The 19,458-nt window shown below is 32.7% G+C and carries 21 protein-coding genes; 4 read left to right on the top strand and 17 right to left on the bottom strand.

All coding sequences use genetic code 11. The features are described from left to right. Positions 1–807 precede the first annotated feature (807 nt). The 6 genes from SCI76_RS27590 to SCI76_RS27565 form a co-directional block, all read right to left on the bottom strand. Entirely contained in the window at positions 808–1,299 is a 492-nt protein-coding gene (locus tag SCI76_RS27590; RefSeq protein WP_407545329.1) for a hypothetical protein, read from the bottom strand. Continuing rightward, the gene (locus tag SCI76_RS27585; RefSeq protein ID WP_407545328.1) at positions 1,296–1,556 is read right to left on the bottom strand and encodes a hypothetical protein; all 261 of its coding nucleotides are present in this window, start codon (positions 1,554–1,556) and stop codon (positions 1,296–1,298) included. Before SCI76_RS27585 ends, SCI76_RS27590 begins: the two co-directional genes overlap by 4 nt. 259 nt (positions 1,557–1,815) lie before the next feature. Further along, the gene (locus tag SCI76_RS27580; RefSeq protein ID WP_407545327.1) at positions 1,816–2,166 is read right to left on the bottom strand and encodes a LuxR C-terminal-related transcriptional regulator; all 351 of its coding nucleotides are present in this window, start codon (positions 2,164–2,166) and stop codon (positions 1,816–1,818) included. Between the two features lie 113 nt (positions 2,167–2,279). Next, entirely contained in the window at positions 2,280–2,438 is a 159-nt protein-coding gene (locus tag SCI76_RS27575) for a hypothetical protein (protein ID WP_155404447.1), read from the bottom strand. 801 nt (positions 2,439–3,239) lie between these two features. Next, positions 3,240–5,873, bottom strand: a complete 2,634-nt coding sequence (locus SCI76_RS27570; RefSeq protein ID WP_407545326.1) for a zinc-ribbon domain-containing protein — start codon at positions 5,871–5,873, stop codon at positions 3,240–3,242. Positions 5,874–6,014: 141 nt separating this feature from the next. After that, positions 6,015–6,194, bottom strand: coding sequence for a hypothetical protein (locus SCI76_RS27565; protein ID WP_407545325.1), 180 nt, complete (start codon positions 6,192–6,194; stop codon positions 6,015–6,017). 563 nt (positions 6,195–6,757) lie between these two features. On the opposite strand from SCI76_RS27565, the gene SCI76_RS27560 reads away from it, so the two are divergent. Continuing rightward, a complete protein-coding gene (locus tag SCI76_RS27560; protein WP_407545324.1) occupies positions 6,758–7,102 on the top strand; it encodes a hypothetical protein in 345 nt (114 codons plus the stop codon). 167 nt (positions 7,103–7,269) lie between these two features. Here the strand turns inward: SCI76_RS27560 and SCI76_RS27555 are convergent, their stop codons facing one another. The 9 genes from SCI76_RS27555 to SCI76_RS27515 form a co-directional block, all read right to left on the bottom strand. After that, positions 7,270–8,514: an MFS transporter gene (locus SCI76_RS27555; protein ID WP_155017598.1), complete on the bottom strand. Its 1,245-nt coding sequence runs from the start codon at positions 8,512–8,514 to the stop codon at positions 7,270–7,272. Between the two features lie 33 nt (positions 8,515–8,547). Beyond that, a complete protein-coding gene (locus SCI76_RS27550; RefSeq protein WP_155017599.1) occupies positions 8,548–8,730 on the bottom strand; it encodes a hypothetical protein in 183 nt (60 codons plus the stop codon). Between the two features lie 181 nt (positions 8,731–8,911). Next, a complete protein-coding gene (locus SCI76_RS27545) occupies positions 8,912–9,169 on the bottom strand; it encodes a hypothetical protein (protein ID WP_098622474.1) in 258 nt (85 codons plus the stop codon). A gap of 130 nt (positions 9,170–9,299) precedes the next feature. After that, positions 9,300–10,763: a pyridoxal phosphate-dependent decarboxylase family protein gene (locus tag SCI76_RS27540; RefSeq protein WP_407545323.1), complete on the bottom strand. Its 1,464-nt coding sequence runs from the start codon at positions 10,761–10,763 to the stop codon at positions 9,300–9,302. 757 nt (positions 10,764–11,520) lie between these two features. Beyond that, positions 11,521–12,444 carry an ATP-binding cassette domain-containing protein gene (locus SCI76_RS27535; protein WP_394530743.1) on the bottom strand — a complete coding sequence of 308 codons (924 nt, stop codon included), beginning with the start codon at positions 12,442–12,444 and terminating at the stop codon, positions 11,521–11,523. Further along, positions 12,445–13,134 (bottom strand): ABC transporter permease, encoded by a 690-nt coding sequence (locus tag SCI76_RS27530; RefSeq protein WP_394530742.1) that lies wholly within the window; start codon positions 13,132–13,134, stop codon positions 12,445–12,447. Positions 13,135–13,172: 38 nt separating this feature from the next. Continuing rightward, the gene (locus SCI76_RS27525; protein WP_394530741.1) at positions 13,173–13,460 is read right to left on the bottom strand and encodes a hypothetical protein; all 288 of its coding nucleotides are present in this window, start codon (positions 13,458–13,460) and stop codon (positions 13,173–13,175) included. Between the two features lie 21 nt (positions 13,461–13,481). Next, on the bottom strand, positions 13,482–13,763 hold the full coding sequence (locus SCI76_RS27520) for a hypothetical protein (RefSeq protein WP_394530740.1): 282 nt from the start codon (positions 13,761–13,763) through the stop codon (positions 13,482–13,484). After that, positions 13,763–14,062 carry a DUF2089 family protein gene (locus tag SCI76_RS27515; protein ID WP_394530739.1) on the bottom strand — a complete coding sequence of 100 codons (300 nt, stop codon included), beginning with the start codon at positions 14,060–14,062 and terminating at the stop codon, positions 13,763–13,765. The genes SCI76_RS27520 and SCI76_RS27515 overlap by 1 nt, the downstream gene beginning before the upstream one ends. A gap of 356 nt (positions 14,063–14,418) precedes the next feature. Here SCI76_RS27515 and SCI76_RS27510 point away from each other — a divergent pair, with 356 nt between their 5' ends. The 3 genes from SCI76_RS27510 (at position 14,419) to SCI76_RS27500 (ending at position 18,207) form a co-directional block, all read left to right on the top strand. Beyond that, positions 14,419–15,180, top strand: coding sequence for an ABC transporter ATP-binding protein (locus SCI76_RS27510; protein ID WP_394530738.1), 762 nt, complete (start codon positions 14,419–14,421; stop codon positions 15,178–15,180). Beyond that, positions 15,177–17,657 carry an FtsX-like permease family protein gene (locus tag SCI76_RS27505; protein ID WP_394530737.1) on the top strand — a complete coding sequence of 827 codons (2,481 nt, stop codon included), beginning with the start codon at positions 15,177–15,179 and terminating at the stop codon, positions 17,655–17,657. The genes SCI76_RS27510 and SCI76_RS27505 overlap by 4 nt, the downstream gene beginning before the upstream one ends. Before the next feature lie 145 nt (positions 17,658–17,802). Next, positions 17,803–18,207 (top strand): hypothetical protein, encoded by a 405-nt coding sequence (locus SCI76_RS27500; protein ID WP_394530736.1) that lies wholly within the window; start codon positions 17,803–17,805, stop codon positions 18,205–18,207. Between the two features lie 221 nt (positions 18,208–18,428). On the opposite strand, the gene SCI76_RS27495 is transcribed toward SCI76_RS27500, so the two are convergent. Together SCI76_RS27495 and SCI76_RS27490 are read right to left on the bottom strand one after the other, a co-directional pair. Continuing rightward, on the bottom strand, positions 18,429–19,139 hold the full coding sequence (locus SCI76_RS27495; RefSeq protein ID WP_407545322.1) for an acetylglutamate semialdehyde dehydrogenase: 711 nt from the start codon (positions 19,137–19,139) through the stop codon (positions 18,429–18,431). Continuing rightward, positions 19,132–19,458 (bottom strand): hypothetical protein (locus SCI76_RS27490; protein WP_407545321.1); only part of this gene is annotated, 327 nt, incomplete at its 5' end. The genes SCI76_RS27490 and SCI76_RS27495, both read right to left, overlap by 8 nt.

Raw genomic sequence — 19,458 nt, 5'->3', positions numbered from 1 at the left:
TAAGGACTAAGGTCAAGGAGACAGCCATTCTTGTATTAATAGGAGGCTGTCTTTATTTATATTTACAACTTCAAAACATATAATATTAGGGTGAAAAGGTTATCTAATTTAAAGATTGATTACAAGAGTATAAGTCCTATTGGAGTAAGTGGTTATATTGAACTTGAAGTTTTAATTAAATCATGGAACACTAGCCCTATATACAATATACAAAGTTAGTTAATATAATAACCCTTATCGGAAACAAAAAGAGAGAACACTAAAAATATAGTATTCTGACTTCCTTATTGATGAGCTTCTTGGTAAGATTTATACCAGTCCTCTTCCAGAAAGTAGCTTCTGTTGTTTTTAAGCTCAATACTGTTTATGAGGACGTAAAAGGCGTATAACTGTTGGTTTTAAAAACTATCTCAATTCTATATTTCATCTATTAACCCTCTAAATTCATCTCTAGACTTTCGACTTCATCCATTGATTCTTTACTATTTAATTTTTACTGTATATTTTATGAGAGAGAAGAGTATGTTTTATCTTTTTCTTAGAATAGCTCTAGGAGGTTCTTAAGCTTTTTATAAGCTTCTTTAATGTCCTATACATAGAAGCTCACAATGACTGTTAAAAGTCTCAACAACGAGCTATATAGTTTGTTATTGATAAAACAAACGTAATGTATATATCAAGACATAGGTATGAAAGCTACTTTTACTCATTAATGAGCTTTTTGAACTTAGCTACTAAAAATGTTCATTTCACTATATTATAGAAGCAGAAAAAGCAGGCTAAGGCCTGCTTTTATAAACACTAAGATTAATCTTCAAATAAATGGTCCATTTCTTCTGCTGCTTCCCGTTTTCTTTTTTCCCTGAACTGCATTTTTTCTTCTTGAATCTTGTGTAGCGCAACTCTTTTGGCCTTCTTGGTCGCTTCTGTTTCACCGAACTCTGTGGACTTAAACTTTTGAATATTTAATTGGTCGTATAAATTATTAACGAGTTCCATTAATACTCGAGTGTCTATTTGTGTGTTCTTTGTCGTTTCCTTTATCTCACTTAACTCATCGTCTAAGTAATGATAAAATCCACTTGCTCTTTTCAGATAAGCCTGACCTATTGCGTCAATTGTAGCAGCGTCTAAAAATGTTTCATCGGGCTCATTATTTTTTAATCGTTCATATTTTCCAATGATATCTGCAATCGCATCTCCTGGAAAACGATAGCCTCTTTCTTTCATATGTTTATGAAGATATTCATCAGCCTCTTCACTTAAAGAAATCATTCTTCTGTGTTTGCTTGCTGTCATTCTTCTTCATCCTCCCCAAAGAGTTTATTGAATGTACGATCCATCTTCGTCATCGCATCTGAGCATCTTTGCATGGTATCTATCGTTCGATCATACAAATCATCGATGGCTTGTTCTTGCTTTTCTACTTCTTTCATAATGGATAATGTTTCAATTTGTTCTTTCAAAAAAGCTTGTCTAGAAAGACCTTTTTTTTTGGCTAAACGATCTACTTTACTCACAGCAACCGGACATACATTTCTCACTTTAATTTCCATGTTTGTTCTCCTTTTCTGTGTTTTTATAGGGTCAATATAAAAAGCGTAAAAAACATCGTGAAGAGCATAAGGGGTTTTTGCCCCCACAGGGTGTGTGGGGCTAGGCAGAGCCTAGCTTCACCGTGATACCACGAAATTTGCTTAGGTGCACACCTTAAGGTTCCTTTCTGAGTATATAGTGTGGATATAAAGTCCCCTTTACAGGTAACTTATCGTGTATATTCTGATGATGTGAAGTACCTCTGAAGGTCACGTCAGTTTATCGGGATTGAAGAAGTTTTCTTGGTGATTCGTACTCTAAATGTTGAAATTTTTTAACGGCTTCTTTCATGGAGGATACACCTAATTTGCGTATAATATTTTGTCTTTGTGATTTGATTGTAGCTTCTTCTTTCGACAGAATCAACTGCATTTCCCGTCCAGAATATCCATCTAAAGCAAGCTCAAAAACTTGTTGTTCAGCAAAGGTAAATTGATTGAGAAATACTTTTTCTTTCAGGATTTTGCATTCTTCTTCTACACGTTTTAGTCGAGCAACTTCATCAACTAAATCAGATGCCACACTCAAAACATGTTCAATTCCCATTAAAAGTTTTTCACTTTGATCCATGATAAGACCCTCCTGTTTTTTGAGGGCAACCCATGTTATAATAGAAGTCCTTACGAGTTCTACATGGGGTGCTTTCCTGGCAGGGAAAGTGCCCTTTTATTTTGTTTTTTTTCTTACTTCTTTGAATCTTTAAAGAGTTCTTTCTCCAAAAGTTGAACAAGAAATTCTTTTTTGCTCACACCTTCTTCAATACATCTCTTTGCAAATTCTTTAAACAATTCTTCGGGAATATCAGCATTCAAACGCTTAAATCCAGACGGTGTTTTAGTCATATAATCCCTCACACTCTTTGAATACAAGTCACTCAAACGAGTGACTTGTATTTAGTTTAAAGGAAATAATTCCTAAAATCAACAGTTGTTTACGTGAAAAAGTAATCACTTAAAGACTTTCTATAAGATTTCTCATTAGTTACTTGCACAGCTATTAGAATGGTTGTGAAATGAAAAATCTAGGGTCAAAAAAATTACTTCTTAACCCTTAAATTCAGAGGGAGCAAAACTTTTTAAGCTGCCTAATATTAAAGTATCTGTAGCAGCAAAGAAATGACGCTTTTTCTAGGTACTGAAATTTGCATCGAATGAGCAGTTATACGCAAAACAAAAGTTAATTTCGTCAGAGAGCGTTTCTCTGCATGTCAAATTCATCGATTAACTAGTTTTTTATTTATAAATGATTGTGACGTGAAAGCATCTTTCTAATTAAAAGGTGGTTTTTTCGTTTCTTATAAAAATATAAAAAAGAGGAGAGCTTTTATGAAATCAATAACCGTTCTTACCTTATTAAATAAGGAAACTAAGGCTTAAGGCAAAAAGGATTTTTGCGAAAAATTTCATCTTGCAATGCTCCTTTATTTTTTTAAAATTTGTTAAGCTCACTTAAATTATTTCTCTGTTTTCGATTTACAAGCAAAAAAACCCCCCGATGCTAAATAGAGAAAGGCAGCCAAATAGTTGGCTAACTTTTATATATTTGAGAGCAGTACAACAATTAAAACCTATCACATTCTTTTAGTTTATGAAACTTAGCTAATTCATTGAATCGTTCTCTTCCCTTGTTCTCTTCCCCCTTTATTATTTACCACAGCAAGGTTTCTGTTTTTTTGTAGTCGTACGTTTTACCATTTTATCTTTCCACTCATGGTTACATTCTTCACAGAACCACCAAACAACCATTTTTGAATTAGGGGCATATCCGTAAGGGTCTCTTTTATTTTTTGTAGGGTGCCATTGCTTGGCTAAATATGGATAGCGACCACCAAATCCTTCTTCTGCTAAAAAACGCCTTCCCGAACAGTAAGGACACTTAGTTAAATCTGATGTTCTGGAACTCAAAATAGTGTCCCATATATGCCGTTCATTATTTACACATTGCCAAGTTATTCTTTTCCCTGATTTGGAGGATAGACTCCATGGATTAATTCCTTTATTTAAGACAGGGTGCCATTCTTCGAGTATTTCTGGGAATAACGCAGCAAAGCTTTCTTCTGGTAACACGCGTGTTTTTGAGCAGTATGGGCAACCCTCACCATGATGAGTGCGTCTATGAATTCCCATTTCCCATATATGCCGTTCATCCCTCTTACACTGCCATGTCACTTTTTTCCCTGATTTAGGTGCTAACTGCCATGGGTCCACTCCCTCATTCAATTTTGAATGTAGCTCTAAGAGCAAGTTAGGATGTAGGGCAGCAAAGCTCTCCTCTGGCAACACGCGCTTTTTGGCACAATAAGGACAGCCTTCTCCTTTTATACGATACCAAACGGGCATATCCCAGATATGGTTCTGTTTCTTTTTACAGCGCCACCATACTTTTTCCATAGGTTTTAAAAATGAATTATCAGGATTAATTCCCTTGTTTTGTTCGTAACACCATTCTTCCATAAGTTTAGGATATTGAGAGGAAAATCCATTTTCAAAGTGTGTTCTTACGCCTCTGCAATATATACATTCTGTTTTTTTATTAACTCGATACGCAATACTCGTTTTCCATACGTGCTCTGAATTATTTCGACACATCCAATACACAGATTCTTTCGAGTTTGGAAAAACATCATCTGGTGTTACATCTCCACTTAATGTCGGGTGCCATTCCGCCGCAATTTCTGGATATTTACCCTGTAATGAGGATACTTGATTTAAGATTTTATTACGGCAAACTGGACAGCCTTTTGCTTCTCTTCCTGTCCTTTTAGCTATTTCCTCTTTCCATTCATATCCGCATGAACAAATCCACCAAGCCTGAACATCTGATCCATATGTAATACCGTATGGAATGGCTGTCTTATTTAACTTTGGATGCCATTGCTTTGCTATATCAGGATGTGTTGTAACAATAGAGTTACAAATCGGGCAATTTCCCCCTCCGTTTTTTCGTTGTTTCACAGGTGCTTCCCACTCATGTCCTTGCTCGCATTGCCACCAAACAACTTTGTGAGAATTAGCAAAAATATGTTCTGGACCTACTACACTATTTTTTGCATAGTGCCATTCTTCCGCAATTTCTGGAGCTAACATCTTTAAGCTTTTTTCTTTTTTATTAGTACGGTACTGACTCAAGATTTCTAATCTATCATTATACGAAGAAATAGATTGCATGACTTTTCGAGTTATGTCTTTCTTCTTTTCATAAATTGATGGATATTGTTTTTGAAGATGCAAATCCAAAGAAATAAAAATTTCAAGGATCACTTCATCTAACGATGAATAATAACGACCCTGTGAATAATGATGAGTCAATAATAATGCATCATGTAATTGTATAATTGGCAACCCATCAGAACGTACTCGTATTAGTCTGACTCCCTCTTCTTTCAAAATGTAATTTTTCTGTTCATCGTTTTCCTGTTGTCCTTTTCTATCATGAAAAGGTCTTCCATCATACTCCACAGCAAATTGAACAGATGGAATATAGATGTCTATTTCTTGCTTCTTATCTTTAAAAACTTCATGATAAAACTTATTTTCAGTGTCTTCCATCACTTGTTTCAAGTAAAAATGAACTGCCTGTTCTGGAAAAGATGTTTTTTGTCCTTTCCAACACTTTGGGCATCCCCGATTTAATCGATCTACTACTCTTGCTTGCCATGTGTGGCTTTTATCAAATCGGCATTGCCACCATACACGTTCTGATGAACCAAACACTACTTCATAAGGCGTCAGCCTTCCATTTAATGTCGGATGCCATTCTGCCGCAACGTCAGGATAAACAGTTATTAAACAGTTATCATCACATACTTTTTTATTACTACAATATGGACACCATGTATTAGAATTTTTAACATCATTGGGTATTGCTTCAAACCTGTGTCCTTTTCGGCACTCCCACTCCAAAGTCGTCATAATATTTACGTAAATTTCTGATAAACACTTACCCTCATTTAGTTGAGCAAGTTTACACATATCTCCAATCGACAATCGATTATGTGTTGTACTTTTGGGTAATTTTTGCGAAAGATTCACTTCTTCTTCTTTCAAGGCTATGAGTATCTGTTCCACGTATTCAGGAGTTAATTTTCTGACCTGAGCACAGAATGGACACCAGCTATCATGCGATTTTAAATCGTTTAAACGTTTTTGAAAGATATGATCTTCCTTACATTTAAAAAACAACTTTTGCTTATTATTAATGTACCTTTTAGATAAACAGACTCCTCCCTTAGCTTGAGCAAGTCTGTTTATTTCTCCTATATCTTTCCTTACAGGCACTTTCTTCACATCCTTAAAAAATCAATTGAATTTTTCACTTTGTATCCAAAAAAACTACCTTCCGTCGACGCGTAGGTAGTTTTTTCTGTTTTTAACCTGTATATGATATACATTTTTAGTTAAAATAAATATTTTTAATTATTAAACTTTTTGGATATCGTATCCAAAAAAACTATCTTTTACTTTTACTGTATGAACTCCTGACCATGTTGTACTTACTTTGAAATAGTGCCAATCCCCATTCTCACTCATGAATTCCTTAATGTCATATCCTTTTTTTATTAAATGATCTTGAATATCATCTTTTTTGCTACTGAACACCTTAATTCCTCCTTTTCCCTAATAGGTTGGTAAACTTACTATTATTACCTTCTATGCTTAAAAAGAAGAATCCTGTTAGTTTTGAATTTCTCTTTTTAGCTTTTATTTCACGTACGATTTAATCAGCTAATGAAAATTGGAATTTCACCTAAGCATCCACCTTTATTAAGTAATAATTAAATTACTTTCTTCAAAATAGCGTTACCTATTACACGCCTTGTAGAAAAATAACCAATTTGTCGTCACTTAAAGTAAATAGTAAAACCTTAATAATACATGAAATACTTTACTATTTACACAACAGATTATAATAGTTAGGAGAAGTTATTTAGTTAAATTATATACGGTTATGAGATTTTTTTAAAAGATATGGGTATATGAATCTACAAATCTGGCCAGAATAATAACGTATTCCCCCTATTCCAATAAATTTGAAAATCCTTTGCCTCGTAGGCAAAGGATTCTTTTTTATACAGATATTTCTTGAGATAAAAAACTGGCAAATAAACTTCCTTTAATTATAATTAATGGTAAAATAATGAATATAAAAGGAGGGCAGTAAATTGAAAAAGAATGTGACAATCACTCTTACAGCAGTTGTACTAATAGGGGCAGCAACTTTTTACTTTGTTACATTTTTTGCATATACCCCGTCTGATAAATTCTCCGGTTTCCCTGTACCTAAAAATGCACAGTTAGTAAAAGAAAACGAACGTGTAGACATGTATGATTGGTCTAAAGCTTCTGAAGAAAATGGGATACCATCAGGATATAAATTAGTAATTAAATCTAAAGGATGGCAGGAGAAAGATCGAGAAGGAGCCTCTACTTATTATGAAAAAGGAAATAAAAAAATTGATTTAATATCTCAAACCAATGAATTAACCCTAATTAAAGATAAAAATTAAATATAAGTTAACTAAAATGAACTAGCCTTCAGGTGTTAGACACAGCTCAACGCCTGGAGGCTAGTTCACGAACAGTATTCTTATCTACTTTTAATCAGCGTATGATACACGCTTTTAGTTAACATAAAACGTATTATCGGCAGGTTAGAAATTTGTAATATAAGTGCTTAAGCTTTTATAGAGTGAGATTCTTGCTCCGTTACAGTTTTAATATTATAGTTCCTTAAAGTTTTTGATGACAAAGCCAGGATAGCTGAACCACAATAAAGAGCAGCTGCCAAAATAAAAACAAATTTTACACCTAACATATCTCCTAAATATCCCATTATTAAATAGGTAACACCTGTCCAAGGAGTAAGTATGATGTTCCGAGCAGCTGTGACCTTAGCAAGTTCAGACTGTTTAATAATATCTTGTAAGACCGTTACCTGACATGTGTCTCTGATTTGATATAAAGGACCCATTAATAAACAAAAAATAAGTGCAAGTATTCCACTGGAAGTTGTTGAAAACATAAATGTGAATAGTCCCATAGACAAACCACTTAAGGCTATAATGTATCCCATTTTCATTTCTAAAATTCTTGACAAATATACAACAATTAATCCTCCTAGAATAGCACCAATGAAGTAAGACGCATTAATAAACCCCCACCAATCTTCTCCCTTGCCTAGTACATCATGAGTAAATGCTAATAATAAAGCAGAAGACCATATAGCATTAGCTAAAGCCTCAAAAAAGTCCATAATAGTAATATTTATAAGGATGGGAGATTTATAAATTGAACTCCACAATGGTTGGGCTTTTTTCTTAACTGTTAATGTAGCGTCTTTATGAGGTAATTCAATCTTATAAATTAGAAAGCCGGAGACAAAAAAAGAACCCATTATTAAAAGAATCATAGCAAACGGAGAGATAAGTAAGATTAAGATACCTCCTCCTCCCCAAAGACCAGCCAATAAAATTTGATTAACCACAGATAGACTACCATTCGCTCTAATATATTCCTTCTTTTCTACAATTAGAGGAATAACAGACATTCGAGCAGGTGCATACCAAGCCCCAATAAAATTTAATACAAATAAAACAATTAATAATAAAATGAATGAGAATGTAAAATGAGTTACAATTAATCCACCTAATATTAAAGTTAAAACTCCTCTAGACCATCCTACAAATCTCAATAAAGCTAAGGTATGAAATGAATTAATATACTTAGCAGCATATAAATTGCTTAGAAATCCTGCAAGAGAAGTCAATGCTAGTACAGCACCTGAACCTAATACCGAATTAGTTTGCTTGTAGACATTAACCATAACTGAAATGGTTAATAAGGTATTTGCTAACGTCTGTAAAATCTGAGAGGTCCATAAAATTTTAAAATTTTCATTTAAGAACAACGATTTTTTCATTTTATCAACCTTTTCATAAAGATTTTAAGTCTTTTATTTATCTCGGTTAGCTACTCCATTTTTCTTTTTATCTAAAGATAGTTTCAAATGAGAAATAAACATTAATAAACCACAAATAATCATTATCCAACGCATAAATCCATGAAAGCCAGAATCGAAAATGTTTGCTAAGGCTATTATTAGACCTGATAACATACCAACAAAATTAATAAACAAAAAATAACCCCTTCCCCTTTTTTCCTTATAATTACATTTTATCAAAGTTTACGTATTAATTCAGAATGTATGTCATGTCCAACCATTGTTACCATAATCAAAATTGTTAGTAGTAAAGCAAAATATTAATAGCCATATCTATGGTTAGATATGGCTATTATATGTACATAAACACTTTCGATTATGAGTTTATTCTGTTTAGGATTGTTGCTCTATTTGTAGTGAAGAGTATATAATCTTGCTTCTTAGTTTTAATGAAAATCCGATCAGTCGTACCATATGGAGGACCTATACGGATTGCATCAGCTTGTTTACCGCCATACGTATCGTCTTCCGTAACTTCAATAATATCTTCTAGTGCAATATTAAATTTAGCAAGTTGCCATTTTATAATTAATTCTTTTTCTGTTTTCTTAACATCAATCCCCACTGTAAACATATAAACACCCTCTTTTCCCTTATAATTACATTATAACACATATTTAACATATCTATTTTTAGTCTACATAATGTGATTTCTAGGTACCAATTATGTTTAATTAATTCCTCAGTAATTTTAAAAAACATTTCTACTTTAAGAGTGGGTGTTCCTTGCAATGCTCAATATAAAAGTCATCAATCTTTTTAAACACTTGTTGAATAGTTGAAGACAAAATAAAGGGATTTAATAAAACTGCCCTCAACCAACGTTTTCCTCTATAAGCAGGTAAGGATAGAAACACCTGCTGATCTTTTAACAAATATTGTTGCAACTTAAGGTTTAATTGATCTTGATGTTTTTGGTCATACTCGTTTAAAAGTAGTCTAAAACAACATATATTGGTATGTGATTCACCTGATAGCTCCAAATAAGATCGTTTCTTTACTTCTCTTGTAAATTCTTCAATAAGTGTGAAACCTTGATTTATTAAATCCTCATATCCTTTTAAACCAATATGCTGAAGAGATAGATATAATTTCAGAATATCGGCATGTCGAGTACCTTGAACGCTTATTTCTCCCAAATTAGTAAAGTCCGTTTCATTCATGTAAGGTGCTGAAATACGAAAATCAGTTTCCAACAAATGATGGTTTTTAAATAAAACCATTGCGCATGTTTTAGCGACATACATCCACTTTTGTGGATTGAATGTAATCGAATCTGCTTTTTCAATTCCAGAGAGAAGTTTCTTATGGTTTTTTGAAAAGACAAGTGCTCCACCATATGCTGCATCTACATGAAACCACATTCCGTATTTCGTTGTTATTTCTGAAATAGGCAGTAAAGGATCAATGCTACCTGTAACAGTCGTTCCTGCGGTAGCAACAACTGCGAAAGGTTGCTTTCCTTCTTGAATAAGTGTAGTAATCTTTGTTTCTAAATCTTTAGTATCCATTTGAGAATTATAATTACTTTTTACAGGAATGACACTAGACGTTCCTAGTCCTAGTAGCATTGCAGCCTTATGCAAGGAAGTATGGCTTGCTTCTGAAACCAAAATGACAGGTTTCTTTGTTAAAGAAGTTAGTCCGTTTTCTTTTACTTGGAGGATAGAATTCCGTGCAACAGCTAGGGCCTGAAGATTAGCAAGGCTACCCCCACTTGTTATAACTCCGCCAGCATTTTGTCCTAAATCAAACATCTGAGTAAGCTGTTGAAGTACTTGAACCTCCATTTTAGAAAAGACAGGAGACATTTCAAGACTCAGCATATTATTATTAAGGGCAGTTGTTACAAACTCACTCAAACAGGAAATTAACGTAGGAATAGAGTCCATATGTCCCATGTACCTTGGGTTTAAAGGATTCATAGAGTGCTTTAATATGATCTCTAACTGTAAGAGAAGCTCTTCTGTGGGAATACCATCTGAAGAAAATTCATTAAAAAGTTTTGTTTTACATTCAGGTGAAAGAGGGGGATGATCTCCTGAATTGCTTGCATAATCAACTACCAAATTTATTACCGCATCAATAAGTATCTTGACCTCCTTAACATTTTTACCGTTGGGATCAATAAAGGAATCAGTTGGAAGAACGCCTATTTTCATCATCATCACACTTCTTTCCTAGTAATCTAATTATTCTAACAATAAGAGAAAGAAATGTGTATACCTTATACAGATCTAGTTAACATAATACCTCTTTCCGGAAGACATCACCAAAAAGAACCCTTGTGGGATAAGGGTTATGGATGAGGCCCTGTTTCTGTTTTATGCATCTTTTTATACATCCTTGATATGACGGCATTTACTCGATACCCAAGTGGGAGGCGGATGTATAAAAAGTGCACGTTTTATTCATATGCAACACCCCATTATATATGGCTTTTTTTAGAAATAAATGTTAATATATAAGAGGTAAATTCCATAATGATGATGTTCAAAAAGCCACCTCTATCGACGACCAGAGGTGGCTTTTTATTTTGTTAACGCTCCATTACTTTAAGATCTTATAATAGATACGAATATTTTTGTTCATTAAAGTATAAGTTTGTAGTTAACATGAGACATCTTATAGTAATTTTGTAATAAAAGAAGCTATGTAAAAAGCTTCTTAAACTACTTCTATATTGTTTTAAGGAGCAAACAAATAAGGAAGTAAGCTACCTAAAGACCAAACAACTAGTAATCCTGTAACCATTACCCAAACGCTCTTACCAATCTTCATAGCTTGCATAAAGTAAGAGATGAAAAACAATATAATTAAAAAGTAAGGTATGTTGTTACTTCCTCCAGTAAGTACCAAGCTCATTGAAACAATAATAATTATTCCTGCTATAATATTAAAAATATGTATTTTCTTCATTTTTGATTAGATAGTATCCATATTTATATTAATGAATATCTCTTCTAAAGAGGGCTCGTCTATCTCTAATCTATATACATTAATTTCCTGTGATAAAAATAATCTATTTACTGAATTAATAGTTTCCTCATGATCTATCATTAATTCGGTATTCTTGTTTCCCACTTTTACACTCTTAGCTAAAGCTAATAAATTCTTCTCAAGAAATTCTCTTTGTTCTTCTTGAACTTCCCCGTGTTTTATATATAGGGTGATATTATTTGTGTATTCGTTTCTTAATTCCTCCATACTCCCCTGTATCTTTATGTTTCCTTTATCCATTATTGCGATGTCATCACATAGCTTTTCTACTTCATCTAAATTGTGTGATGTTAAGAAAATAGTTGTACCTTTTTTAGAAACATTTTTAATTAAAGAATGTATGTTTAGAACAGCGTTGGCATCTACACCAGAAGTTGGTTCATCAAGAAATAAGATACGTGGATTATTGATTAATGCTTGAGCAATACCTAACCTTTTTTTCATCCCAAAAGAAAATTTTCCAGCTTTTAAATTAGCCGAATCCTCTAATTCTACTAACCTTAATATATCCATCAGGTCTTCTTTAGTCATAGAAAGACCTAAGATTCCACTAAAGTACTTCAAGTGCTCTAGAGCTGTTAGATGTTCGTAAAAGGTAGAATAATCCGGAAGTACACCTATCTTTGTATAAAAATCTTTATCTGTATACTGAGTAGTACCAAACAATTTAAATGAACCAGAAGTAGGAGAAATTAAACCAGTAATCATATTTATAAATGTAGACTTTCCTGCGCCGTTCTTTCCAAGAAATCCAAAAATACTCCCTTCCTTAACTTTAAGATTAAGATTATTTACTACTACTTTTTCGCCATATTTTTTGGATAAGTTGCTAGCTTCAATGGCATACATTTATAATTCCTTCTTTCTCATAATGAAAATAGTTAATACTAAAAATATCACTGGGAAAAACGCTACGTAATAAGTGTAAGATGTGTTTTCTTGAGTATAGTAAAAATAAGGCGTGATGTGACTAGCTATTCTTAAGAATATGTTCTCAGAGACCGTGCCCCATATTCCTAATACAGGCATTATTATAGCTATGGCAATGCCTAAAAACATCGTTATAGATGGTTTAGCAATTATAGTAGAGATCAAGATTGTCATTCCAATAAAATAAGAAATATAAATTACAGCTTGAATAAACTCAGGAAAATAAAACGCTTTGGAGAATGGAACAACCAATAAAAGTGCTGTTAAAAGACATACTATCCAAAATAGTAATACACCTAAGAATTTACCAAAAATTATTTTATCCCTAGATATCTTTGTTGCAAGAAATCGAATGGTTCTAGAATGTAATTCCTGATTTATTACATTATGGGATAAACTCGTAACGAAAAGTGGACCTGCTATTAAAAGGAGTGTAAGTAAACCTGCTGCATATACATTGTTGCCTAAACCAAAGGATTTAATTTGGTCTCCAAATTGACTAAGTATTTTTGCAACCCCTAATGTCACTCCAAATATAATAAGAATAACTATTATTGAACGGATACTTTTGAATAAATCTTTAAACTCTCTAAAACAAATTGTAAACATATGTATAGTGTTCTCCCTTATATAATTTTAATTGGATTTTATATATCTCTCGTTTTCATCTTGTTCAATTCTTTTTCTTGCTTTTTTTTATAAGAGTCTCTGCCTACTCCCCATTCCACAATAAATATAGATAACACAAAAAGTACGGCTAAGGGAGCTTTTATAGGATGATCAATTAATATTTGATGTTTTGTAAACAAGACCCACCCACAATATGCTAAAAAAGATCCTGGAATGATTGCACCCCAATACACACTCGCTCGAGTAGATAAAAAATTATGACTTAAGATTGCAATTGCAATAACTAAAATAGTACTCCAATCCATTATTTAATCTCCCTTTCCTGTTTATATATCTCTAGTTTTCATTTTGTTTAATTCGTTTTTTCTATCTTTCTGATATTTATTTCTCCCTGCTTTCCAACCTGATAACAAAAAGGCTAATCCTAATAAGAGATATAGAATAAATGCCAGTGGTTTGTCGAATTGATTATTTACAAACAACCAAATCATTACCAGTGTGTATCCTAGTGGAAGAATAGCACCAAAATATTTATTGTTTCGAGTTGAGAAAAAATGTTGAAATCCTAGTATTATTATCACTACCAATAGCTTGGTTGTATCATTCATTAACAGCCATCCTTTTCTTTTTTATACTTTTCAATAATTAATTTTGCGTCTTCCAAGCTAATACGCTCTTCAATCGCAAGTTTTTTAACAAGACTGATCAGTTCTTCTTTATCATGCTCCTCATTTATTTCAATCTTTTGTATTAGACGATCCAAGCGTATACGAACAGTTGGATAAGACACCTCATAGTCTTTTGCAAGCTTCTTTAATGAACCTGAATTTAATACAAATTTTCTTATAAATTCTACATCATCCATTTCCAACGAGAGTATCCACGAAGGAACATCTTTATTATCCACAAATAACCTCCCCTTCCTATATTTAGAATATACCATAAAGTTAAATAAAATTAAAACTATTTTTAATAAAATTAAATATATATTTTAATTAACTTTAATTTTTGTTTGTGTATGTATCTTATGCAATAGCTAGTTACTATATTATCCATCGAATATTAGTTAGCGTACTTTCCTTCACGGAATATAAGCATAAAAAGCAGCTGATGTGTAAATTATGTATTTTTTTCATAAGTATGGAACTTTTTCCAGTTAAGAACGTACTACTTGTAGGTGGTGAAGGGTTAAGAACAAGTATTTTTACAATAAGAAAGGTCAGATTTAGTTTTTAAGATGAAAACATACTTCGAGGTGAATACATGAGTAATCAGACAGTATTAGACATTAAAGAATTATCAAAAGTTTATAAGAGTGAACAACAACAAGTAGAAGCACTAAAAGATATCTCCTTTCAACTGTATAAAGGAGAAATGGTTGCTGTAATGGGGACAAGTGGTTCAGGAAAAAGTACGCTCTTAAATATTTTAGGTGCGTTAGATGAACCTACAACGGGATCTATTAAGGTAAATGGAAAGTATTCAAAAGAAATGTTTCAGGAACCCCAAGCCTCGTTATATAGAAGAGACAATATTGGCTTTATCTTTCAGTCCTTTCATTTGTTAAAAGATTTAACCGTAGAGGAGAATATTGCCCTTCCTTTAATTCTAAAAGGAGTAAAAGAAGGACTTATTACCTCAAAGGTAAATCAAGTGATAGAACTTATAGGACTAACAGAATGGAAATCTCATCGACCTGTTCAGCTGTCAGGTGGACAACAACAGCGTGTAGCTATAGGAAGAGCCATTATTACAGAACCTCCTATTATCTTAGCTGATGAACCTACAGGAAACTTAGATTTTAATACATCTGTAGACATTTTAAATGCTTTAGTAGATACAAAAACAAGGCTTGAACAGAGTATTTTGTTAGTCACGCATGATCCTCACGTGGCAACATATGCAGATCGTGTGCTATTTTTTCATGATGGCCATATCGTAGATGAATACAAGTGTAATGCACACAATGATTTAGAATATATCTTGGAGAAGTTTAAACTGATTACGAAGAGGCAAGTAGTATGAAATCGTTAAAAGGACTTGCATTGAGACTTTTTCGTGCCAATAAATTTATTGTTTTTTCTTCCATACTCAGTATTGCTATTGCATCCATGCTAGCTTTAAGCATGGTGTTATTTTCGTTTAATGCTCAAAGTACTCTAAAACATGAATTAAAACAAATGTATGGGGATATGGATTTATCCGTGGGGTTTAATATCGATCAAAGTAAAGTTGTTTCGCCTAGCTTAACAGAACGAATATCAAAAAATAAGAACGTGGAGCAACTATCTAGAGTATCAATCACGCACGTTACCCTAGATAAGATTAATTCTTCTACCTACACAGCAGGTGTAGAAAACAGTGACTTGGCAAAGAGTCGTTATCATTTTAAACAGTTTTTAAACGATGATTCTATAGCGATGAATAAAGCGCTAGCTAAAACATTACACGCTAAGGTTGGAGACAAAGTGTCTATTCAAGGTCACTCCTTTACCTTAGTAGAAGTCATAAATGACCTTGATGCTACAGGTATTGCTCCTGATATGATCCTAATGAATCAGAAAAAAGCCAAAGAGTACAACAGATTAAATGAGCATGTACATGCAGATGCTACTTATTTATTAATTAAAGCAAAAAAGGGCACGAACGTATTAACATTGTCGAATCAAATTAAATCGTATGACAAAGATTTAAGAATCGATGTAGCAGAGCAAGATCCATTTGTTAAGAATAATCTACAATCCTTACAAGTGTTTGTTATTGTATTATCCTTCTTAGTATTGATAGTGACTTCACTCTTAATTATTTCTAATTTCGAGTTACTACTTTATAAAATGAAAAATCAATTTGCTATTATGCGCTCATTAGGAGCCACCACAAAGCAAATAAGCCAATTAATTTTTACTCAAAGTATCATTATTAATTTTTCAGGTATATTCATAGGCCTGTTAGGAACTTTTTTAAGTCAAAAATACGTTTATACATGGATGGACAAATTCTTTAAGATTTCTTCATCTCCAACACAGTTTCATTTAGGAATTGCACTTATTATTGCTTTATCTAGCTTTATCATCATTCAATTATTTTTATTGATACCGTCTTATAGAAGCGCGAAAATATTACCCCTTAAGGTTATGCAGAAAAATGAGCGTTTAGATTTTGGATACTCTAAAGCTAGAGTCATTCTTTTTAAGATTTTAATAGGTGTATCTGTATTCTTACTAATAGCTAGTCAAGTGCTGCCAACTAGGGGTGAGTATGGGGTCTTTTTCCTACTAATAGCTGCTATTTTTGCCCTACTGGCGTTCTTTATCATTTTCCCTGTATGGTTACCCAAAATTTTGGAAGGACTATTACCTTTTGGACAAAAAATATTTGGTCGAGAATATTACATAGCGATTAAAAATTTAATCCCTCAAGTCAAAAAAAATACACTGATTGTACTAACAATAAGCTCCTTAATGATTATTGCTGTGTTTGGATCAGTTACCTTAAGGACCATTCAAGTCAATGAACAGGAGAGTTTAAAAAATGATTTTCGAACTCCTATTGTTGTTAACACTCGACTTTCTAATACAAAAATAGACTCTAGAGAATTGACTAACGTGGTGGAGAAATTATCGAATGTGAAGTCCGTTAGCAATTTTAGTACTCAAGGATTGGCAGAGTTACAGGTGAAGGGCAAACATATAGATATGGATTATGCAGTAGTTGACCTACAAAGGCTACAAGCACAAGGGCTAATGTCTCAATTAAAAAAGAAACCTGCTGATAATAGCTTAATTATATCTGAACGGTTTGCCAAACAAAATCATTTAAAAGTAGGGCAAAGCGTTCAAGTAGGAGAATTTTCTAACACAACACAAGCTGTTGAGCCAAAAGGCAGTTATAAAGTTGCTGCAATAGAAAAGAATATGATTGATAGTGCTGATGCCTATGTGGACTGGAACAATGGCAGATTAATGACCGTCGATTTTGATTCGCTTTATGTAGATTCTGCGCATATAAAAGATGCAGCCAATGAGCTTGAGGGAATAAAGAGTCAGTTCCCAGAAATTAAAATCAGTAACTATGAACAATCCGTTAAACAAGCTACATCCATGTTTTATCAACGTTGGGGTATCTTTATAGTAGTAATAGCAACTTTAGTTGTCTGTACAATGGTTGGTGTATTTAATTCGCTGGCCAACAATATCTACTCAAAAAGAAAAGAATATGCTGTATTACGTACCATGGGTGTTAAACCTAAAGGAATTCGAAATATAGTTCTTTCACAAGTTACTACCTATATCGTAATTGGATTAATGATAGGGGTAGTATTAGGGATTGTATTAACCTATATTTTATTACTCGTAGATCCTGGGAAGCTGATTATCGACTATGACGTACTAGCAGCAGTCATTGTAACGATGATTACATGTAGCACTATTTTATTTACTTATTTGGGTAATAAAATTGGGGACCAAAACATCTCTTTAGAAATAACTAATGACAATAAATAAAAGGCAATTCTCTCTATAAGAAAAAAGGGGGAGAAAAAAGTTCTACCCCTTTTTTATATGTAGCTCGTAGCATTAGATATTAATTAAATGAGTAATTATAAGTAAAATAAAGTAGGTAATTTATATGGTAAAAAGGAAGAAATTATTGATTTCATCTATTGTATTAATTTCTATTGTAATCTCTTTTTTTATACTCAAAGACGATGGAGAAATCAACAGAGATAATATAGAAATAGGATATAAAACGAATGATGAATCTCAACAAATCATCGATCCACAAAATAAAGTGGATCGAAACAAGGAGATAATTGTCTCTACACATTTTAAAGACAATTTGGGGAAGGAAGAACAAAATAAAAAGTTTGTACTAAAATTAGCTAATATCAGGGATAAGAGCAATGTCTTGATGGAAGAAACTATTCCTAATGATGACGCCACTTCGGGTTACGAATTTAAAATTAGTCCAGGGAAACTCTCTGCAGGAAAATACCAATTCTCTTTGTATAGAGATACTAATTTGAGCGTAGAAAAAGGCTTTACATTCAAATGATAAATAAAAGTCCGTAAAGGTATACCTTTACGGACGGTTGTTTTGTAGAGGAAATCTATTATTCTTATCGTTCATTTAAGTTTAAAAACCTTTTTCGAACGGACTTTAAAACACATACACTTTTCCGAACGTTTTTAGTAGAATAAGAGGGAAAGAAACGTAAGTAATAAAAAGCCACTTATTTAGATAAGTGGCTTTTTAAGACGATATTAAAATTTACCTTATTCCTGAGCTGGATGTTTTAATTCTAAAAACTTTTCAAAGTTGGTATCTAATCTAATTGCTTTCATTTTCGCATCTATTATTTCTAAAAGACTATAACCTTCTTCAATCTTTTCAAAATCCTTTAAATTTATATCAATAATATAAGTTCGTTGATTAATTTCTTCTTTAGTTAAAAATAGTTTTTTTACTAAACCAACAGCAGAGTTCCAACTGCTTCCGGCGAACCCATGATAAGAAAATAAAAAGCCAATTCTAGATTTATTAGATATTAAAAGGGAAAAGAACTTTCCTACCCACGTTACACTTACTTTCTTATTATAATTTTTACATTCGGACAAGTAAATATAACCAGGTAAATTTAAAAATTCCTTAAATTTTTTCCCTTTATGATTTAATATAAGTAGTTGATCAACTTCATTTGTACTATTTCTTATATTTTGATAAACTTCGAAAACACTCGATTTTTCCAACAAAAAACTCACAAGTTCTTCTAAGGCTTTTCCTTTATCATTTGTAGTATAAGGGCTCTTTATTTTTTTCTTTTTAGCTTCTTTATCTTCTTCATGCACTCTTTTTAAATGGGTAAGAAGTTCCCTGTATTTACTTTTTTCTTTATCGTCAAGTCTAGTTATTTCTCGAAACCTTTTTTCGTCCGTTTCGTACATCTCAAGTAAGAGTTGTTTCGGAGAAAAGCCTATATTATTCATCAACAATCACCTTATATACCACAATACTGTCATCTAATGGCTTTAATTCTCTGCCGCACTCTTCACATTCTATATATTCCGGGAGTTGGCTGATTGTTTCAAACACATGTCCGGTAAATTTACTGCATTTAAAACAATAAACTTCGTAATTCATGCTCACAAAACCTAACTCTTTAATAATGTTTAAGATATTATAAGCTTCAGTCATCGGAATATTTAACTGACGAATAAGAATTCCTGGGTATATATATTGACCCTTTTCATAAGGCTGGATTATCGATAAGAGTTTCTCGAGTTTCTCTGGCTCTAGCTGATTCAA

Origin of the sequence: Priestia sp. HNGD-A6, from assembly GCF_045784335.1 — a bacterium.
In the GTDB taxonomy this organism is placed as follows: Bacteria; Bacillota; Bacilli; order Bacillales; family Bacillaceae_H; genus Priestia; species Priestia zanthoxyli.
Note: the sequence above shows the minus strand (reverse complement) of the source record. Positions and strands in the feature narration are given on the sequence as shown.

What these genes read in the sequence shown, in the direction of transcription:
- SCI76_RS27590 (WP_407545329.1), bottom strand. Translation starts at nt 1,299, where the DNA reads ATGACAGCAAGCAAACACAGAAGAATGATTTCTTTAAGTGAAGAGGCT.
- SCI76_RS27585 (WP_407545328.1), bottom strand. Translation starts at nt 1,556, where the DNA reads ATGGAAATTAAAGTGAGAAATGTATGTCCGGTTGCTGTGAGTAAAGTA.
- SCI76_RS27580 (WP_407545327.1), bottom strand. Translation starts at nt 2,166, where the DNA reads ATGGATCAAAGTGAAAAACTTTTAATGGGAATTGAACATGTTTTGAGT.
- SCI76_RS27575 (WP_155404447.1), bottom strand. Translation starts at nt 2,438, where the DNA reads ATGACTAAAACACCGTCTGGATTTAAGCGTTTGAATGCTGATATTCCC.
- SCI76_RS27555 (WP_155017598.1), bottom strand. Translation starts at nt 8,514, where the DNA reads ATGAAAAAATCGTTGTTCTTAAATGAAAATTTTAAAATTTTATGGACC.
- SCI76_RS27545 (WP_098622474.1), bottom strand. Translation starts at nt 9,169, where the DNA reads ATGTTTACAGTGGGGATTGATGTTAAGAAAACAGAAAAAGAATTAATT.
- SCI76_RS27540 (WP_407545323.1), bottom strand. Translation starts at nt 10,763, where the DNA reads ATGATGATGAAAATAGGCGTTCTTCCAACTGATTCCTTTATTGATCCC.
- SCI76_RS27535 (WP_394530743.1), bottom strand. Translation starts at nt 12,444, where the DNA reads ATGTATGCCATTGAAGCTAGCAACTTATCCAAAAAATATGGCGAAAAA.
- SCI76_RS27530 (WP_394530742.1), bottom strand. Translation starts at nt 13,134, where the DNA reads ATGTTTACAATTTGTTTTAGAGAGTTTAAAGATTTATTCAAAAGTATC.
- SCI76_RS27525 (WP_394530741.1), bottom strand. Translation starts at nt 13,460, where the DNA reads ATGGATTGGAGTACTATTTTAGTTATTGCAATTGCAATCTTAAGTCAT.
- SCI76_RS27520 (WP_394530740.1), bottom strand. Translation starts at nt 13,763, where the DNA reads ATGAATGATACAACCAAGCTATTGGTAGTGATAATAATACTAGGATTT.
- SCI76_RS27510 (WP_394530738.1), top strand. Translation starts at nt 14,419, where the DNA reads ATGAGTAATCAGACAGTATTAGACATTAAAGAATTATCAAAAGTTTAT.
- SCI76_RS27505 (WP_394530737.1), top strand. Translation starts at nt 15,177, where the DNA reads ATGAAATCGTTAAAAGGACTTGCATTGAGACTTTTTCGTGCCAATAAA.
- SCI76_RS27495 (WP_407545322.1), bottom strand. Translation starts at nt 19,139, where the DNA reads ATGAATAATATAGGCTTTTCTCCGAAACAACTCTTACTTGAGATGTAC.